Source organism: Candidatus Nitrospira allomarina (assembly GCF_032050975.1).
GTDB classification, from domain to species: domain Bacteria; phylum Nitrospirota; class Nitrospiria; order Nitrospirales; family UBA8639; genus Nitrospira_E; species Nitrospira_E allomarina.
This window is the reverse complement of record NZ_CP116967.1, coordinates 3,242,797-3,260,255: the sequence shown is the minus strand read 5'-3', so window position 1 is coordinate 3,260,255 and position 17,459 is coordinate 3,242,797. Positions and strand designations below refer to the sequence as shown.

Below are 17,459 nucleotides of genomic sequence, written 5' to 3'. Positions count from 1 at the left end.
ACCGACCAATTCAGATTTAAGGAATAACCAATCCTTGCTCATGATGCTTCCGCTCCAAGTTGTCGTGCAAGAGCATGGTGCCATTGGTCTGCCATTTCTGAAAGGGGCAGGCTTATCTGACACACTGGCTGGTCATGAGCTCCGCGAACAGTAATGTCCATATCTTCTTGAGTGACGTGGCCTAATTCTGTGCATGGCACGTCAGACCCTTGAACTAATTCCATCAATTGCTTGACATGCTCCGATTTAACCGAGACGACAACCCGTGAAGGACTTTCTCCAAAAAGTAAAGCATCTAGACGCAAACGATCCTGCTTTAGTATAACAGTTGCTCCGAATAGGGCGGAAGGATTGGTCAGACAGCATTCGGCTAATGTCACGAGTAACCCGCCTTCTGAGCAATCATGCGCTGATTGTATAAACCCCTTTTTGATTAAGGTGAGTAGAAATGAATAGAGAGCTTTTTCTCTATCCACATCCAACCAGGGGGGATTACCTTGTTCGCGAGAATGAATGACCTTGAGATATTCCGTCCCGCCTAAGTCCTCTTTCGTCTCCCCCAACAGGAAAATATGATCGCCTGATTGTTTGAACCATTGAGTGGTAATGTCCTCTGGGCGCTCAATAAGTCCCACCATTCCCAAAATCGGTGTTGGGTAAATGGACAGGCCATTGGTCTCGTTATAAAAGCTCACGTTTCCACTCACGACAGGAATTTGGAATGTTCGACAGGCATCAGCGATACCTTCGACGGCCATAATGAATTGCCACATAATGTCGGGACGCTCCGGGTTGCCGAAATTTAGGCAGTCTGTTACTCCGATCGGTTGAGCACCCGCACAGACCAAATTTCTCGCGGCTTCAGCCACGGCTAATCCTCCTCCTAAATAGGGATTTAGCAGACAGTAGCGACTATTGCCATCCGTCGTCATGGCCAAGGCTTTGGTGGTCCCTTTAATGCGAACCACGGCGGAGTCGGAGCCGGGACAGACAACGGTATTGGTTCCCACCATATGATCGTATTGTCGAAAGACCCAACGTTTGCTCGCAATAGTGGGTGAGGCTAATAATTTCAATAGCACCTCGGCAGGATTTTTGACATCTGGAAGAGTATCGATATTTAAGGATTGCAAAAACTCTTGATAAGGAGGAGGCGCAGCAGGCCGTTCATAGCGTGGACCTTCTTCAGCAAGAGCATGCGCGGGTATTTCCGCCACAATCTGGTTGCCCTCTCTAATTCGTAGGAATCCATCATCTGTCACCTGCCCGACCACGGCGGCATCAATTCCCCATTTTCGGCAGATTGCGAGCACTGACTTTTCCTTTCCAGGTTGAGCCACCAGGAGCATCCTTTCCTGGGATTCCGATAGTAAAATTTCATAAGGAGTCATGTGCGGTTCACGGCGAGGCACCTTAGCCAAATCCATGTCGATACCGGTTCCAGCGCGTGAGGCCATTTCGCAGGAGGAACTGGTCAGCCCGGCCGCCCCCATGTCCTGAATCCCAACTAAGAGGTCCTGTTCTAAAAATTCAAGGCACGCTTCAAGTAATAACTTCTCTAAAAAGGGATCACCGACCTGTACATTCGGACGCTTCCGGTCAGATGCATCGTCAAAACTATCCGAGGCCATGGTGGCGCCATGAATCCCGTCTCGTCCTGTTTTCGCACCAATATACAGCACTTGATTTCCGGTACCTTTAGCTAAGCCACGCAGGAGACGATCTTTTTTCACGATACCCAGACAAAAGACATTAACTAATGGATTTTTTGAATAAATATCGTTAAACGTAATTTCTCCACCAACCGTTGGCACTCCCATACAGTTCCCATAGGAAGAAATTCCAGAAACGACTCCTTTAAGAATATGCTGATTTTTGGGAAGGTCCAATTCACCGAATCGCAGGGAATTCAATAATGCGATCGGGCGTGCTCCCATGGTAAAAATATCGCGTAGAATGCCACCCACACCTGTTGCCGCCCCTTGAAACGGCTCAATATATGACGGGTGATTGTGCGATTCCATTTTAAACACTGCTGCAAGTCCCTCTCCAATATCCACAGCACCGGCATTTTCTCCCGGCCCTTGAACCACTCGCTCACCCTCGGTCGGAAATCGTTTTAAATGAATGCGTGAACTCTTATAACTGCAGTGTTCACTCCACATCACAGAAAAGATACCCAACTCAGTGAGATTCGGCTCACGACCAAGATGCTTGAGGATTTGCTGATACTCATCCTCGGACAGACCATGCTGTTCAATAATTTTTGAGGTAAGAGGTACCTGTGGCAAGACTTTTGATTCCGGGGTCATGGCAAACAACTCATTTTGTGTGAAAATCATTCCCAATGAGCAAAAAGGGGATGAAAGAGGTGAAAATCGAATGGGTCGCTATAATTTTCGGAACAAATCCACGAGGTTGGCTCCCTTAATGGTTCAGAAATGCACATTGGAAAGTCAGGAGAGTCCTTATTTCCATAAAAAAGAATTTAGCATAAACACCGTCATACTGTCCTGTGGGTTAACGACCTGAAGGGAGGCGAAGGGGCAAATGGTCCGTGACATACGAAGCATAGCGCAACGCCGTGAGCACTTGTTCATATGTCAGATTCAATGCTTCCTGAACATCATGAAAAGATTTTCCGATCCCAAGGGTTCCGACCACGGTAGCCACATCAACGGCTGTGCCTGCCACACATGGTTTTCCGTGGCAGATGTCTGGAGTCATCGTAATTCCTGGAAAAACTTCCATGATGGCTTTGACCCACAAAGGAGGGCGGATAATGGCAATCGAATCTATACCAGTTGAGGTGTTTTTTTGTGTGTTTCCAACGCTGAAATCATGGATCGAAAAATATATCGTCCATCCTCATTATTGAGCAGGTGTTCTGCGCCTCGTTCTGGATGAGGCATCAGGCCAAGGACGTTGCCGGCCGCGTTGCGAATTCCCGCAATATTATCCAGCGATCCATTGGGATTGGCTTGAGAAGTCACTTTGCCTTCACGATCACAATATCGAAAGACGATTTGCGCATTGGCCTGCAAAGCGGACAACGTCACAGGGTTGGTATAATAGTTTCCTTCAGCATGGGCAATCGGGAGCTTTAGAATCTGTCCGGGTTTACAGTCATGAGTAAATGGAGTATTCGCATTTTCTACGCGTATATAGTGATCTTCACAAATAAAGGAAAGATCCCTGTTGCGCAACATGGCACCGGGTAATATTCCAAGCTCTAAAAGCATCTGAAATCCATTACAGATGCCGAGGACCATTCCTCCCCGCCCAGCAAAATCAACGACGGCCTCCATGATGGGAGAAAATCTGGCTATGGCACCCGTGCGTAGATAGTCACCATAAGAAAACCCCCCTGGCAGAATGATGGCATCCATGCCTTTGACGGATCTTTCTTGATGCCAGATAAACTCAGCCGTTTGTCCCATAATTTCCGAAAAAACATGCGCACAATCCCGATCACAATTGGATCCGGGAAAGACAATGATGCCGATGTTCATATCGCTCTCTGCTCGTGGACATTCATAATAAAATAAGAGCTATCAGGAAAGAAAAGATCGCATGTAATCAGAGGGAGCAATGCAGCGCCCATTATGCCTCAAGGATCTCGTATTGATATTCTTCAATGACCGTATTGGCAAGAAGTTTTTCGCACATCGCTTTGATGGTCGTTTCACCGGACGTCGCGTCTGTTTCACAAAGATCCACCTCGATAAATTTTCCAATTCGGACCTCTCCAACCGATCCAAAACCAAGGGTTTGAAGAGATTGCTGAATAGCTCGACCTTGGGGATCAAGAATACCGTTTTTGAGTGTGATGTAAATTTTGGCTTTCATAATTTTCCGGAAGAAGTGACATGCACCCGGTGAATAAACGCTTTCCGATATAGATCTGTCACCAAGATAGTCGGTGGCAAAGCATGAACACAGGGCTCCCTACTTCGTGAATTATCCGCAAACACGCTTGAGAACTTCTTGATAGGTTTCCTCGATCCGGCCCAAATCCTTTCGGAAACGATCCTTATCCATGCGTTCTCCGGTTTGGATATCCCAAAAACGGCATGTGTCCGGAGAAATTTCATCTGCTAAAATAATCTGACCATTCCATAATCCAAATTCTAACTTAAAATCCACCAGAAACATGCCCTTTTTCTGAAAAAAAGGTTTGAGCACTTCGTTGATTTTGAGAGCCTGGTGTCGGAGTTCCTCGATTTGCCCGGGTGTGGCCAATTTCAACAATCGAATATGGTCTTCAGAGATAAGAGGATCGCCCAGTGAATCATCCTTATAGAAAAACTCGATCAAGGGAGGATCAATAATCATGCCTTCTTCTAAACCTAAACGTTTAACAATGCTGCCCGTGGCTCGATTACGCACTACCACTTCAACCGGAATAATTTTTACCCGGCGCGTTAACATCTCCCGGTCATTGATTTGCTGAATGAAATGACTTGGAATTCCGGCGTCGGCAAGATGTTGGAACAATTTTGCGGAAATCGCATTATTGACAACGCCTTTTTCCAGAATCGTTCCACGTTTTTCGGCGTTAAAGGCAGTGGCATCGTCCTTGAAGTACTGAATGAGCTCGTCGTCCTTTTCGGTCAGAAAAATCTTTTTGGCTTTTCCTTCGTAAAGCATATTTCCTTTAGTCAATGTATTTTCCTCTTTTTTGAAGTTTTCCTTGAAGGAGTAAGCCGGATTGGTGTTGAGCTCTTTCGTCGAACTTGCCTCCCAAACACGCGCGTAAAAATCTGCTGTTGATGGCGCAAGTAGGTTTTGGGATTAAAGCATGTCGCAATCTCTTTGGTACTGAGATGTTTGGCAATAAAGGGATCCTGCTCAATAAGGCCTTGAAAACTTCCCTCCCCCCTCCAGGCAGCCATGGCATGTTGCTGCACATGCTCATAGGCATCTTTTCTGATTGCACCTTTATCCACCAGCGCCAGCAGTAGTCGTTGCGAATAGATGAGGCCACCGGTTTGATTGAGAGTGGCCATCATTCGTTCGGGATAGACCACCAGTCTGGATAACATGTTCGTTAAACGGACCAACATGTAATCGATCAGAATCGTGCTATCGGGAAGGATGATCCGCTCCGCAGATGAATGACTTATGTCTCGTTCATGCCACAAAGCAACATTTTCCATGGCAGCCAGACTGTTACTGCGAACCACTCGAGCAAGACCGCATAAATTTTCCGAGCTGATCGGGTTTCGTTTATGAGGCATGGCAGACGAGCCTTTTTGTCCAGGCTCAAAGTACTCTTCCGCTTCCAAGACTTCCGTTCGTTGCAAATGACGAATTTCCGTAGCCACCTTTTCAATACTGGCCGCCATCAGGGCCAACGCCGAAAGGAAGGCCGCGTGCCGGTCCCGCTGAAGCACCTGATTTGAAATTGGCGCCGGCTTCAATCCTAACCGTTGACATACCGTTTTTTCTATCGAGGGAGAAAGATGGGCAAATGTTCCCATGGCCCCTGAAAGCTTGCCAACTGCAATGTCGGCTATTGCCGCTTTTAGGCGGAGTTCCTGCCTTTGAAACTCCTGATACCAAATGGCCACCTTCCATGCGAAGGAAATAGGCTCTCCATGGATCCCATGCGAACGCCCCACCATGAGAGTATTCTGATGCGCAAAGGCTAAATCCCGCAAGACACTGAGCAATCCCCCGACATCCTCACGAATCACATGGGCTGCTTCTGCTAATTGCAACGAAAGGGATGTGTCGACAATGTCCGAGGAGGTGAGCCCAACATGGAGAAATCGACTGTCCTTCCCTGCCTGCTCGGACACCGATTCCAGAAAGGCAATAACATCATGCTTAGTAACTTGTTCGATCGCCGCGATTCGTAAAGGATTAATCGTGACTTTTTTTCGAATGCGGGTTGCCACGCCATAAGGGACCTGCCCCATCTGTTCCATGGCTTCGCACACGGCAAGTTCAACCTGCAACCACAACTCATATTTGTGGATCTGAGTCCAAACGGCCCCCATACGGGGTAACGTGTAGCGGTCAATCATGGGACAGGGTAATTAAGCGGTAGGTGACGGATCAGAGAATTTCGGCGCAGGATTTTTTTGTTGAATCTGGCTTCGCTTGATGGCAAGCCTTGGTTCAGCCCGGAGCACATGGTCTAACAGTCCATTCACGAATCGTCTGGCCTCATCATCTGCAAATAACTTAGCCAATTCAACCGCTTCATTGATGGTGACCATGGCCGGAATATCGGGCTCCCACAATAATTCGTAAATGGAAAATCTGAGAATATTCCTATCCACGACCGGCATCCGCTGCAAAGACCAGCCGATGGCAAAATCACGAATAATCCGGTCAATTTCGGACTGATTCGTGATGACACCAAGAAAGAGGTTAGAGGTAAATGTTTGGACTTCCGGTGAAGCCGATTGACTTGCCCAAAACTTTTCTTGCCATGTAGGATTTTGATCCTGGAATTCATGTTGGAAAAGCATTTGCAACGCAAGCTGGCGGGCCAGGCGTCTGGATGGGCGCCCATGGGCTTGATTGGCTTGCGGTGTATCGGATGGAACAGTCATGGTCATGATGTGGTGGACTCCCTTAAAAAGCCAGACTGACGGAGGCTCGTTTTACTCAAACGTTTCATTAGGACGGCCATTTCAAGAGCCGAACGTGCTGCATCAGCCCCTTTATTTCGTTCAGGTGAACCAGAACGTTCCATTGCCTGATCAACCGTATCCGTAGTCAGCACTCCGAAAATAATTGGAATGCCAGTTTCCAGAGCTGCTTGACCGATGCCGCGACTAGTTTCGGCACAAATATATTCGAAATGTGGGGTGTCTCCGCGGATCACTGCCCCTAAACAGATAACGGCATCAAATCGATGAGATTGGGCCAGTGTTTTTGCAATTAAGGGAATCTCAAAGGCTCCAGGAACCCGAATGACCTGCCTGTGGTCTGGTGGGGTGCCTAATTGGGTCAAGGTGGATTCAGCTGCAGCCAATAAGCGGCTGGTCACAATCTCGTTAAACGTACTGACCACGATCGCAAATTGACAGTCTGCCTCCTCACCACGCTCCTGATTCGTCATGTTGGTTTAGTTATTCCTTTGAAACTCACTCTCTCATTGCAAAAATCAAGAGAGTTGCGATCCGCGATTCAGTGTGTACCACTTGCCAGAAAGAACCGCAAGACCCCACTACACATTATTCAAGAGGTGGCCTAATTTGGCCTTTTTCGTGCGCAAGTAGTGCACATTTGACTCCTGGGGAGTGATCTCAATGGACACTCTTTCCACCACTTCCAACCCATAACCCTCAATTCCCACAATTTTCCTTGGATTGTTGGTGATGAGTCTGATTTTTTTAAGACCTAAATTAACTAAAATTTGGGCGCCAATTCCGTAATCCCGTAAATCAGCCTTAAACCCCAATTGTAAATTGGCTTCGACTGTATCACTGCCCTGGTCCTGAAGGTGATAGGCCCGAATTTTATTGGTGAGTCCGATTCCCCGTCCCTCCTGATTTAAATACAACAGGACCCCTTTACCTTCCCGTTCAATTATTTCCATTGCTCGATGGAGTTGCTCTCGACAATCACAGCGCAATGACCCAAAAACATCGGCTGTCAGACAACCTGAATGGACTCGCACCAACGTTGGAAGATCATCGATCTCCCCTTTCACCAAGGCGATGTGTGTTCCGGCATCAAGTTCGTTTTCAAAAACGACCGACTGAAAATGACCAAATCGTGTGGGAAGATTTGCGGTGGCAACTTGCTTCACAAACGTTTCTCGATGCAATCGATATTGAATCAGGTCTTTAATTGTGATGATTTTCAGGCCATGATGCTTTGCAAATTTCATTAAGTGGGGAACCCGGGCCATCGTGCCATCATCATTCATAATTTCGCAGATCACTGCCGCGGGATACAGCCCAGCCAGCCGGGCAAGATCGACAGACCCTTCGGTTTGTCCGGCACGGCGCAATACTCCGCCTTTATTGGCTTTTAAAGGAAAGATGTGCCCAGGTCTGGCAAAATCAGTTGGCTTGGCTCTTGGATCTACGGCCAACTGAATCGTGGTGGCTCGATCAGCAGCGGAGATCCCAGTGGTAATATTCTTGGCGGCATCAATCGATACGGTAAAGGCGGTGCCATAAGGTGCGGTATTTTCATTCGTCTGTGGGGGAAGTTTTAACTCCTCAACTCGATCGGGGGTGAGGGCCAGGCAAATTAATCCTCGGCCGTATTTCGCCATGAAGTTAATATGTTCGGGCGTGACCTTTTCAGCTGCCATGACCAAATCGCCCTCATTTTCGCGATCCTCATCGTCAACAAGAATGATGCATTTGCCAGCTTGAATATCCTGTAAAGTTTCGGCAATGGTGTGAAATTGAGGTTTGTGTATTGGGGCCGTTTCTTTTTTCATAGGTAACTCCCTTGACGGGCAAACGTTTCAGGCACGCTCGTTAAATTTCTGGAATGGATTTGTGTTTGGTGAACCGAGTCAAACGCTGAAACATCATAACACTAATGCCTGCCAATCCCGAAACCATGCCCAGGGTAAAAAATCCTGAAGAGAAGGTTCCGGTTAGTTCCTTCAACCATCCAAACCCGTATGGTAGGAGGAATCCTCCAAGGCCTCCTGCCGCACCAACAAAACCGGACGCCGTACCCATTACGGATTTAAATCGATAGGAAACAACCTGAAAAATGGCTCCATTTCCAAATCCGAAGCAAAGCATAATTAGAAGAATCATGGCATAGCTCAAAACAAAACTATCAAGATTCCCCGATATCAGGCATAGGGCGGCTATTATCAGATAAAGCCCTTGCAATAAAGCAATGCCTCCGTGGCGATCCGCAAGAAATCCTCCCAGAGGGCGGACCACACTTCCTACTAGAGCGCCAAGTGCGGTTAATGTTCCAGCCTTTACCATGCCGATGTGAAATTGATCGTGAAGAAAAATCGGGAGATAACTCGAAAGCCCTACAAATCCTCCGAAGGTCACACCATACAAAAAACATAACCAGTACATGACTGGGTCCTGAATCCCTTTTCGCAAAAATACACCAATGCTGTCAGTTTTTGAAGGAGCGGTTTTATTCTTTACCGGAACTGATTGAACCAACCAGAAGAACAGGAGCGCTGTCCCCATAACAGGTAGGAGCATGATGCCGAAAACCTGATGCCATCCAACCCCTTCCGCAAGCCGTGGGGCCATAAACGCAGCCAACAGCACACCACTATTTCCAATCGCCACAACCCCCATGGCCAACCCCTGATGGGCTGCGGGATAGGCTTGGCTAGCTAAAGGCAGAGCAATCGCAAAGCTGGCTCCCGCAAATCCTAAAAAGAGTCCAATTCCCAGCATAGACTCGAAACTGGTTCCACCTAACCATCCCAACAGTAGCCCGATACCTTCCAAGCCCAGAATGCCTAATCCCACAACTTTAGCCCCGAATCTGTCCCCTAGCGGCCCCACGATAATTCGAAGCAATGCGCCACCCAGCAATGGGAAGCCGATTAAAAGGCCTTTTTGAGACGCTGAAAGAGAAAATTCTTCAGATATGGCAATACCCATGGCGCCAATAAGAAGCCACACCATAAAACTTATTTCAAAGTGGAGCCACGCACCAAGGAGAGTTGGCCAATGCCCGGAACGAAGTGACTGGCTTACCTCTTTTAACATAGTTCTTTCAAGGGCATGGGAGGCCTTTCTGTTGAATTTTTCAAACCTGCACGCAAGACCAGACTATAAAAAGATTTTCCTGAAATAGACAATATTTCTCTGAATTAGAAATTTCTGAGACATTTTTTTCATCTCGGAATTGGAAAAAATCGTCAATGCGTTTGGTGATCCAAGAAAAATTCATTACAATATATCAGAAGAATACGGCAAACCCTGCCTTCTTAGATCAGTAAGCCAAAGCATGACACAGAAATCATCCAAAAAGCGGAATCCCGATGTGATCGATGTCGTGGTCAAAAAATCGGTTTCTGAACTACCTAATGAAGAGGTCCGTGAAGAAATCATTCTTGATGATGCCAAGGAACAAGATAACCACCCTGAAAGTGAAGAGAACTCCAAAGACCAGTCGAAATGGGATCCAGTCTCAACGGCGCTGACTCCGACCACAACACTCAGTCGATACTTGGCCGAAGTCCGCCGGTATCCATTCCTTTCGAAAGAGGAAGAACTTCAACTCTTTCATGAATATCAGACGCTAGGGACACGGGAGTCTGCGGTGAAATTAATTTTAGCTAACCTTCGTGTGTGTGTCTCCATCGCCTCGGAATATGGTCTTGCCGGTATTGATCAAATGGACCTGATCCAGGAAGGGAATGTGGGGCTTTTGCAGGCCATGAAGAAGTTCGATCCGACAAAAAATGTTCGCTTTTATGCCTATGCAGCCTGGTGGGTTCGGGCCTTTGTGCTGCGGTATCTCCTCAATAATTTTCGTCTTGTCAAAATAGGGACAACCCAGGAGCAACGACGCCTTTTCTATAACCTTCGTCGCGAAAAAGCCAAGCTGGAACGACAAGGCTATGTCCCCGATCCAAAGTTACTGGCAGACCGGTTAAATGTGCGTGAACGAGATGTTGTGGAAATGGATCAACGTTTAGGAAGCTGGGAACTTTCCCTCGATCAGCCAATGACTTCGGACGGAGAAGGCACCTTTCATGACTTACTTCCCTCTACCCAAGCTCCCATTGATGACCAATTGGCTGATACACAGTTGCGTCTTCTCTTCCGAAAAAAGTTAGCAGAATTTGCACAAACACTATCAGAGCGAGAGGAGGATATTCTTCGCAATCGACTCCTATCCGAATCTCCCGTGACTTTAGAAGACTTAGGGAGAAAATATCTGATTACCAAAGAGCGGACTCGTCAACTGGAGGCTAAAATAATTAAGAAGTTACGAGAGCTTATGAAAAAAGATATTCAGGATTTTGAACATCTCAGGAAATAGTGCTTTAAGTTCATATACGTACTAAATCTTTTATCTCAAAAATTAAAGGTGCCTTCTTTATCTTAAAGGGGGGACCTCCGCCTCTCGTCCTTATTGAAAATCTTATCTTTCCCTCTTGACTTCAATTCAACCAGACTTATCTTTCCCTCCAAGTTGACACATTTTTGAATTATCAAACAGGTGTGCGTCACCCTAAAAGTTAGTACTCACCATTTTTTTAATCAATTAGCAACAACCAAAGAAGGAGGCAGACATGGCAGCCACAAAAGAGAAGGAAAAGAAGGAAGCCAAAGAAGGTAGCAGCGCGAAGGGATTCCGTCCTTTAGGGGATCGTGTGTTCGTAGCCTACACCGAAGAATTAGAGCGGACAGCAGGCGGAATCTACGTGCCGGATTCAGCTCGTGAAAAACCACAAAGAGGTACTATCGAAGCCGCAGGGCCTGATGTTGAAAATGTGAAAGTTGGCGATCAAGTCCTGTTTGATAAGTATTCCGGGACCAAAATTAAGGTTGAAAACGATGACTGTTTAATTTTGAAAGAAGAAGATATTTTGGGCGTCTTCGAAAATTAACACCACCATCAAGTTCGAACTCACTTTTTTAAGTGGCATTCCACATCACTAAAATATGTTTTTAAAGGAGGATATGTATGGCTAAGCAGTTGCAATACAGTGAAAAGGCACGTGCGTCTATATTGAGCGGAGTGAATCAATTAGCAGATGCCGTAAAGGCGACATTAGGGCCAAAAGGCCGAAATGCGATTCTCGATAAGAAATTTGGTGCTCCAACCATCACCAAAGACGGCGTGACGGTAGCCAAGGAGATCGAGCTAAAGAATCCGTATGAAAACATGGGCGCACAGCTTGTTCGGGAAGTGGCAAGTAAAACAAGTGATACTGCTGGTGATGGGACCACGACTGCGACAGTATTGGCCCAGGCCATTTACCGTGAAGGAGTCAAAAATATCACGGCAGGCGCCAATCCAATGGAGATTAAACGGGGAATTGATAAAGCCGTTGAAGTAGCAATTGAAGAATTGAAAAAGTTCAGCAAGCCCTGCCAGACAAAAAAGGAAATTTCTCAAATTGGTTCAATCTCCGCAAATAATGATCACACCATTGGTGACCTGATCGCCGAAGCAATGGATAAAGTGGGAAAAGATGGTGTCATCACCGTAGAAGAAGCCAAATCCATGTCGACCTCACTAGATGTAGTCGAAGGAATGCAATTTGATCGCGGGTACATCTCTCCCTATTTCGTGACCAATGCAGATCGCATGGAAGCTTCATTGGAAGACGCGTTTTTACTGATTGTGGAAAAGAAAATCAGCGCTATGAAAGACTTACTCCCTATTCTGGAGCAAGTTGCGAAAATGGGGAAACCGTTAGTCATTATCGCTGAAGATGTTGAAGGCGAAGCCCTGGCAACACTGGTAGTCAATAAACTTCGTGGCACACTGAATGTGGCAGCGGTTAAGGCTCCTGGCTTTGGTGATAGACGAAAAGCCATGTTAGAGGATATTGCCACTCTGACAGGCGGGCAAGTCATTTCTGAAGAAGTAGGCCTCAAACTCGAAAGTGTGAAGCTGACGGACCTCGGTCGGGCCAAACGGGTGAACATTGACAAGGACAATACCACGATCGTGGAAGGAGCTGGAGATCCGAAAAGAATTGAAGGTCGTGTCAAGCAAATTAAAACACAGGTTGAAGAAACCACATCCGATTATGATCGGGAAAAATTACAAGAGCGATTGGCCAAAATGGTTGGAGGCGTTGCTGTAATTAATGTAGGAGCCGCAACGGAAACAGAAATGAAGGAAAAGAAAGCTCGTGTGGAAGATGCCCTTCATGCGACCAAGGCCGCAGTGGAGGAAGGCATTGTTCCTGGCGGAGGCGTTGCTCTCCTTCGTTGTGTTCCGGCTCTGGAAAAAATGAAATTAGACCACGATCAACAAGTTGGAGTGAATATTGTCAAGCGTGCCCTGGAAGAACCAATTCGACAAATTTCCATCAATGCCGGCGCTGAAGGTTCTATTATTGTGGAAAAAGTTCGACTTGAATCCACCAATCGAGGATACAATGCCGGCACCGGAGAATTTGTGGATATGGTTGAGGCCGGTGTGATTGATCCAACCAAAGTGGCACGTTGCGCTTTGCAAAATGCTGCTAGTGTTGCGGCTCTCATGCTCACTACGGAAGTTATGGTCACTGAAATCCCAGAAGCGAAATCAGAAGGTGCTGGGATGCCTGGCGGCCATGATCACGGCATGGGTGGCATGGGCGGCATGGGCGGATTCTAAAATCCGACTCCCGAATTTAGTGCCCCCCTGCAGGATCCAATCCTGCAGGGGGGTTTCTATTTCTGAAACTTTAATTCCTTCGCCGGTCAGCCAGTAACCATCTAAGTTAATTGATAATTGCACTCCATAAAGTAATAGTTTTTTTGACAGATTGTTTGGGTGATGTGGTATAAGGAAATCCATCATTATGACATTATGAAACTTTTCTATATTGGTGTAGCTTTCCTCATCCGTTGATCTAGTTTCAGCAAACTATGAATTTATACTCAAACACAATCAAGCTAATTTTTGGTCAAACAAAAACCTATCGGATATTGATGTGGGCAATTGTGGTTTTTCTCGTGACCGAGAACGGCTTGCTTGGACTTATCAATAAGGGTGAAGCAACCGATGCCCAGTCGCGAACAGAAACGAATTGTACCATTGGTATGGTAAAAGGAGAGGCCAAGGCTGAATGTCGAGTTCCCATTCCCAATGGCTGCGCTGTTGCTCAGTTTCCTGGATATCCCGAACCGTGGGTGGATATCTCCAAAGGAGGGGGAACCTTTTGCCAATTTGACGAGAAACAAACCGACTGGAAAACTACAATTGTTGGTTCATGTCAAGCTTGCACCACCGAGCAATGTACGGGAAGATTTATCGTGATGTTTAATTGTGCGAACAATGTTCCTGCTGCTAATCCGGGAACCCCCGGACAAAATTAAATCTCGTTTTTATCCGGAGGAGAAGTAGCACTCATGTCTCCTCACTCGATCCCGACCAATGCCATCAAAGAAGAGGCCATCCGTTTAGGTTTTGATTCGGTTGGAATTGCTCGTCTGCCACCGCCTCTACTCGACACACCTTTCCCTCCAGCTCAAAATACGATTTCCCAAGAAGAGGAATCGATTACTTGGCGCTTATGGAAACGCCTAAAAAAATGGCTGGACTTAGGCTTTCAAGGAACTATGGAATGGATTGCCAAAGATCCAAAACGCCGCTCCAACCCAGAGGAAGTTCTTCCAGGTTGCCAATCCCTGATAGTCGTGGGGATGAATTACTACACCGGGCATACTCCGGATGAGTCAAAGGCTGCTGGACGAATTGCCCGATATGCCTGGGGGAAGGACTACCACGGGTTCATGAAGGACCGGCTTAGAGAGTTAGAAAGTTTCCTTCACTCACAGGTACAGGATATTCAGACCCGGAGCTATGTGGATACCGGGCCCATCATGGAAAAACCGTGGGCCCAGGAGGCCGGCATTGGCTGGATCGGCAAACACACTAATCTTGTTTCCACCGAGTTTGGATCCTGGCTGTTGCTCGGAGAAATTCTAACGACCATGCCGTTGGATCGTGACGAACCCGCCATGGATTTATGTGGAACATGCTCGCTCTGTATTCAGGCTTGTCCCACTGGAGCTATCGTGGAACCCTATCTCCTGGATGCGGAACGATGCATCTCGTATTTGACGATTGAATATCGTGGTAGTGCAGATGACCTGCCAGCCGAGCTGAGAAAAAAAATAGGCAATAGGATTTTTGGCTGTGACGATTGTTTGGATATTTGTCCGTTTAATGTGAATGCAAAAGCAACTACGGAGCCAGGATTCCAGCCATTTCCATGGACATTACATCCCCAATTACCTGAATTGGTTAAACTGACAAAGGATGAATTTCAATCACTCACGACAGGGAGCCCCTTGCGGCGCCCTAAGCATGAGGGCTTTATCCGAAATGTACAGATGGGACTCGATAATCACCCCCCACGGTTTCCTTTATCGTAATTCGATCACGGTCACACCGTCTCCTCCCTCCGCTGGATCACCGGGTCGAAAGCTTTGAATATAGGGAGAGGATTGACAAAAAGTTCGAATTCCTGTTTTGAGTGCGCCAGAACCCTGGCCATGGATGACTTTAAGATATTTGGCTTGGGTGACCAGGGCATGGTCTAGGGCCGCAAGTGTCATCTCCATCGCATCGTCCAACCGGAACCCACGAATACACAGTTCCTGTTGATATTGGCCGGTTGCCTGATGAGAGCTTGGGTGACTTGTCTCAGTGGAAATTGTGGAGAGAGACCGTTTCCGACTCAATTGTTGTGGACCTGACAAAGATTTATTGCTGGAAGAAGCCGTGGCTCGACGTACGGCTGAAGGAGCGGTTTTAATTGTCTGGGTACCCACACGAATGGATACCTGCTTTTTCCCTTCAAGACTTTCCTGCAAGATCCCTATCGTCCCCAATGGATCAATTTCCACAAGGTCCCCTTTTTGTGGAGGCTCAGATGATTCCAGGGAATTATTGGGGAGACAGGAGAGTATTTCTTGATTCACCGAACCAATGGTTTGCTGGATAGAACGAACCTTCGAGAGTGTTTTGTCCGTTTTTAAGTCATTGATGATTTGATTAAGTTGCCTTTGTGCTTTGGAAAATTCTTGTTGCCACTGCTTCCGATATCGTTGCCGGTCTTCTCGTTCCTGGGCTTGCAATTGATTGCGAGTGACTTCCGCCTCATCAAACAAGTGTTGGGCCTTTTGACGAAGGTGTTGGGCCTGCTCATATTCACGTTCTAATCGAGTATGTGTGTTTTGAAGAGCCCGGAAGATAGCATCAAGATCGTGGTCGTCTCTTTGTATCAAGAGTTGGGCGGATTGAATGATTGAAGAATCCAACCCTAATCGTTCGGCAATCTCCAAGGCTGAAGACCCCCCAGGAATTCCGTCTATGAGCCGGTATGTTGGAGCAAGAGTAACCATATCGAATTCCTGACTGGCATTCCGAACATGAGGATTTCGAAAAGCAAGGGTTTTCAATGTGGGATAATGAGTGGTCGCTATAATCATACATCCGAATTCGCAAAGACGGGTTAAGAAGGCTTCCGCTAACGCGGCGCCCTCAATGGGATCCGTCGAGCTCCCGACTTCGTCCAAGAGTACAAGGACATCCCTGTTCGCTGCGTTCGTTGGGGAACCAATATTTTTCAATAAGGCGATCATATTGAGAATATGGCCAGAAAAGCTGGATACATCTTTACGGAGATCTTGAGAATCCCCGATATCCGCATACACCTGTCCAAACAGGGCCATCTTAGAATCGGGGCCACAAGTCGGGAGAAGCCCAACTTTCACCATCATCGCGAATAATCCCACCAGCTTCAATGACACCGTCTTCCCACCCGCATTTGGTCCAGAAATGATGAGAACTGTGGTATCGCCCTCAATACGAATGGAATTGGGAATGACGTGTTCCTTGGTCAACGCCAGGAGTGGATGCCTGGCTTGTTGCAGATCAATACAAGGTTCTTGGGTCAGGTGAATGGGAGAGCCTTGAGTTTTAATGCTTAAGCGTGCTTTAGCCATCAGGCAATCGACATCGGCCAAGCAGGACAAGTTTTCACGGATGGCCCAAACATGGTCTGCGACACGACTGGACAAATCTTGCAGTATATGCCGTTCTTCCTGAGCCACCTGCAAATCGGCAAATTTAATGGAATTATTTAATTCTATGAGATGACGGGGCTCAATAAATACCGTGGCTCCACTACCGGAAATGTCATGGACAATCCCATCAATCGCATGTTGTCGTTCGGCTTTTACCGGAATCACGTATCGATTCTCACGTTCAGCAAAGTATTGTCCTTGAAGAAGATCCTCATATTCTTGAGAAGCCAACATCCCTTCCAACTGTCGACGCATGGTTTGACGGAGCCCCTGACGTTTCTGTGTCAATTGATAGAGCTCAGGACTTGCGGATTCTCGCAGACGGCCGTTGAGATCAATGCACGAATCAATCACTTGCCTGATCCACATCAGATCTTGAAGGTTTACACAACGAGCTCTGATCATCGGAAAGAGGGAGCCATGAATTTCCATGTGGCGTCTGATCGTATCCCCCAGGCCTATAACCAAAGCAATATCTCGAAGGTCAGGCCCGTCCAGAACGCCTTCTTTTTCAGCCCGTGCCAGCACATTTCTGATATCGGGAAACACCATGGAAGGCAGAGGATGAGTGCCTTCGAGGATATCAACCATTTCTGTGGTTTCTTGTTGTTGAATACGGGCAGTCTGAAGGTCAGCTGCGAAGACGAGCGCACGACAGCGTGCGGCCCCCATCGTGGAGGCGGCTTCATTGGCAAGACAATCGATTAAAGCAGGCCATTCCAAAACCTGTTCTGTGTATTGAACCATGCGAGGCACCATTTATTATAGCGCGTCAGG

The 17,459-nt window shown here is 47.1% G+C and carries 16 protein-coding genes; 5 read left to right on the top strand and 11 right to left on the bottom strand.

Going from position 1 to position 17,459, the window contains the following annotated elements:
• Window positions 1-38: 38 nt before the first annotated feature.
• The 10 genes from purL to PP769_RS14460 form a co-directional block, all read right to left on the bottom strand.
• Entirely contained in the window at window positions 39-2,312 is a 2,274-nt protein-coding gene (purL, locus tag PP769_RS14505; RefSeq protein ID WP_312641368.1) for a phosphoribosylformylglycinamidine synthase subunit PurL, read from the bottom strand.
• A 208-nt stretch (window positions 2,313-2,520) separates the two neighbouring features.
• Window positions 2,521-2,727, bottom strand: coding sequence for a DUF433 domain-containing protein (locus tag PP769_RS14500; protein WP_312641366.1), 207 nt, complete (start codon window positions 2,725-2,727; stop codon window positions 2,521-2,523).
• Between the two features lie 68 nt (window positions 2,728-2,795).
• Entirely contained in the window at window positions 2,796-3,512 is a 717-nt protein-coding gene (gene purQ / locus PP769_RS14495) for a phosphoribosylformylglycinamidine synthase subunit PurQ (RefSeq protein ID WP_312641364.1), read from the bottom strand.
• A gap of 91 nt (window positions 3,513-3,603) precedes the next feature.
• A complete protein-coding gene (gene purS / locus PP769_RS14490) occupies window positions 3,604-3,849 on the bottom strand; it encodes a phosphoribosylformylglycinamidine synthase subunit PurS (protein ID WP_312641362.1) in 246 nt (81 codons plus the stop codon).
• A 111-nt stretch (window positions 3,850-3,960) separates the two neighbouring features.
• A complete protein-coding gene (gene purC, locus PP769_RS14485; protein ID WP_312641360.1) occupies window positions 3,961-4,665 on the bottom strand; it encodes a phosphoribosylaminoimidazolesuccinocarboxamide synthase in 705 nt (234 codons plus the stop codon).
• Window positions 4,662-6,032: an adenylosuccinate lyase gene (gene purB / locus PP769_RS14480; RefSeq protein ID WP_312641358.1), complete on the bottom strand. Its 1,371-nt coding sequence runs from the start codon at window positions 6,030-6,032 to the stop codon at window positions 4,662-4,664. The genes purC and purB overlap by 4 nt, the downstream gene beginning before the upstream one ends.
• Before the next feature lie 12 nt (window positions 6,033-6,044).
• Window positions 6,045-6,572, bottom strand: a complete 528-nt coding sequence (nusB, locus tag PP769_RS14475; protein WP_312641356.1) for a transcription antitermination factor NusB — start codon at window positions 6,570-6,572, stop codon at window positions 6,045-6,047.
• The gene (gene ribH / locus PP769_RS14470) at window positions 6,569-7,078 is read right to left on the bottom strand and encodes a 6,7-dimethyl-8-ribityllumazine synthase (protein ID WP_312641354.1); all 510 of its coding nucleotides are present in this window, start codon (window positions 7,076-7,078) and stop codon (window positions 6,569-6,571) included. The genes nusB and ribH overlap by 4 nt, the downstream gene beginning before the upstream one ends.
• Before the next feature lie 108 nt (window positions 7,079-7,186).
• Window positions 7,187-8,416 (bottom strand): bifunctional 3,4-dihydroxy-2-butanone-4-phosphate synthase/GTP cyclohydrolase II, encoded by a 1,230-nt coding sequence (locus PP769_RS14465; protein WP_312641353.1) that lies wholly within the window; start codon window positions 8,414-8,416, stop codon window positions 7,187-7,189.
• Between the two features lie 40 nt (window positions 8,417-8,456).
• Window positions 8,457-9,680, bottom strand: coding sequence for an MFS transporter (locus tag PP769_RS14460; protein WP_312641351.1), 1,224 nt, complete (start codon window positions 9,678-9,680; stop codon window positions 8,457-8,459).
• Window positions 9,681-9,921: 241 nt separating this feature from the next.
• On the opposite strand from PP769_RS14460, the gene PP769_RS14455 reads away from it, so the two are divergent.
• The 5 genes from PP769_RS14455 (at window position 9,922) to queG (ending at window position 15,026) form a co-directional block, all read left to right on the top strand.
• Window positions 9,922-10,962: an RNA polymerase factor sigma-32 gene (locus PP769_RS14455; protein WP_312641349.1), complete on the top strand. Its 1,041-nt coding sequence runs from the start codon at window positions 9,922-9,924 to the stop codon at window positions 10,960-10,962.
• A 253-nt stretch (window positions 10,963-11,215) separates the two neighbouring features.
• Entirely contained in the window at window positions 11,216-11,533 is a 318-nt protein-coding gene (locus tag PP769_RS14450; RefSeq protein WP_312641348.1) for a GroES family chaperonin, read from the top strand.
• Window positions 11,534-11,610: 77 nt separating this feature from the next.
• A complete protein-coding gene (gene groL / locus PP769_RS14445; protein ID WP_312641346.1) occupies window positions 11,611-13,260 on the top strand; it encodes a chaperonin GroEL in 1,650 nt (549 codons plus the stop codon).
• Window positions 13,261-13,577: 317 nt separating this feature from the next.
• The gene (locus PP769_RS14440; protein ID WP_312641344.1) at window positions 13,578-13,964 is read left to right on the top strand and encodes a hypothetical protein; all 387 of its coding nucleotides are present in this window, start codon (window positions 13,578-13,580) and stop codon (window positions 13,962-13,964) included.
• A gap of 33 nt (window positions 13,965-13,997) precedes the next feature.
• Entirely contained in the window at window positions 13,998-15,026 is a 1,029-nt protein-coding gene (gene queG / locus PP769_RS14435; RefSeq protein ID WP_312641342.1) for a tRNA epoxyqueuosine(34) reductase QueG, read from the top strand.
• Here the strand turns inward: queG and PP769_RS14430 are convergent.
• Window positions 15,018-17,429 (bottom strand): endonuclease MutS2, encoded by a 2,412-nt coding sequence (locus PP769_RS14430; protein WP_312641340.1) that lies wholly within the window; start codon window positions 17,427-17,429, stop codon window positions 15,018-15,020. The two genes, queG and PP769_RS14430, sit on opposite strands and share 9 nt — an antisense overlap.
• Window positions 17,430-17,459 lie beyond the last annotated feature (30 nt).

Coding starts and splice junctions, on each gene's coding strand:
- purL (WP_312641368.1), bottom strand. CDS start 2,312: ATGACCCCGGAATCAAAAGTCTTGCCACAGGTACCTCTTACCTCAAAA.
- PP769_RS14500 (WP_312641366.1), bottom strand. CDS start 2,727: ATGACTCCAGACATCTGCCACGGAAAACCATGTGTGGCAGGCACAGCC.
- purQ (WP_312641364.1), bottom strand. CDS start 3,512: ATGAACATCGGCATCATTGTCTTTCCCGGATCCAATTGTGATCGGGAT.
- purS (WP_312641362.1), bottom strand. CDS start 3,849: ATGAAAGCCAAAATTTACATCACACTCAAAAACGGTATTCTTGATCCC.
- purB (WP_312641358.1), bottom strand. CDS start 6,032: ATGATTGACCGCTACACGTTACCCCGTATGGGGGCCGTTTGGACTCAG.
- nusB (WP_312641356.1), bottom strand. CDS start 6,572: ATGACCATGACTGTTCCATCCGATACACCGCAAGCCAATCAAGCCCAT.
- ribH (WP_312641354.1), bottom strand. CDS start 7,078: ATGACGAATCAGGAGCGTGGTGAGGAGGCAGACTGTCAATTTGCGATC.
- PP769_RS14465 (WP_312641353.1), bottom strand. CDS start 8,416: ATGAAAAAAGAAACGGCCCCAATACACAAACCTCAATTTCACACCATT.
- PP769_RS14460 (WP_312641351.1), bottom strand. CDS start 9,680: ATGTTAAAAGAGGTAAGCCAGTCACTTCGTTCCGGGCATTGGCCAACT.
- PP769_RS14455 (WP_312641349.1), top strand. CDS start 9,922: ATGACACAGAAATCATCCAAAAAGCGGAATCCCGATGTGATCGATGTC.
- PP769_RS14450 (WP_312641348.1), top strand. CDS start 11,216: ATGGCAGCCACAAAAGAGAAGGAAAAGAAGGAAGCCAAAGAAGGTAGC.
- groL (WP_312641346.1), top strand. CDS start 11,611: ATGGCTAAGCAGTTGCAATACAGTGAAAAGGCACGTGCGTCTATATTG.
- PP769_RS14440 (WP_312641344.1), top strand. CDS start 13,578: ATGTGGGCAATTGTGGTTTTTCTCGTGACCGAGAACGGCTTGCTTGGA.
- queG (WP_312641342.1), top strand. CDS start 13,998: ATGTCTCCTCACTCGATCCCGACCAATGCCATCAAAGAAGAGGCCATC.
- PP769_RS14430 (WP_312641340.1), bottom strand. CDS start 17,429: ATGGTTCAATACACAGAACAGGTTTTGGAATGGCCTGCTTTAATCGAT.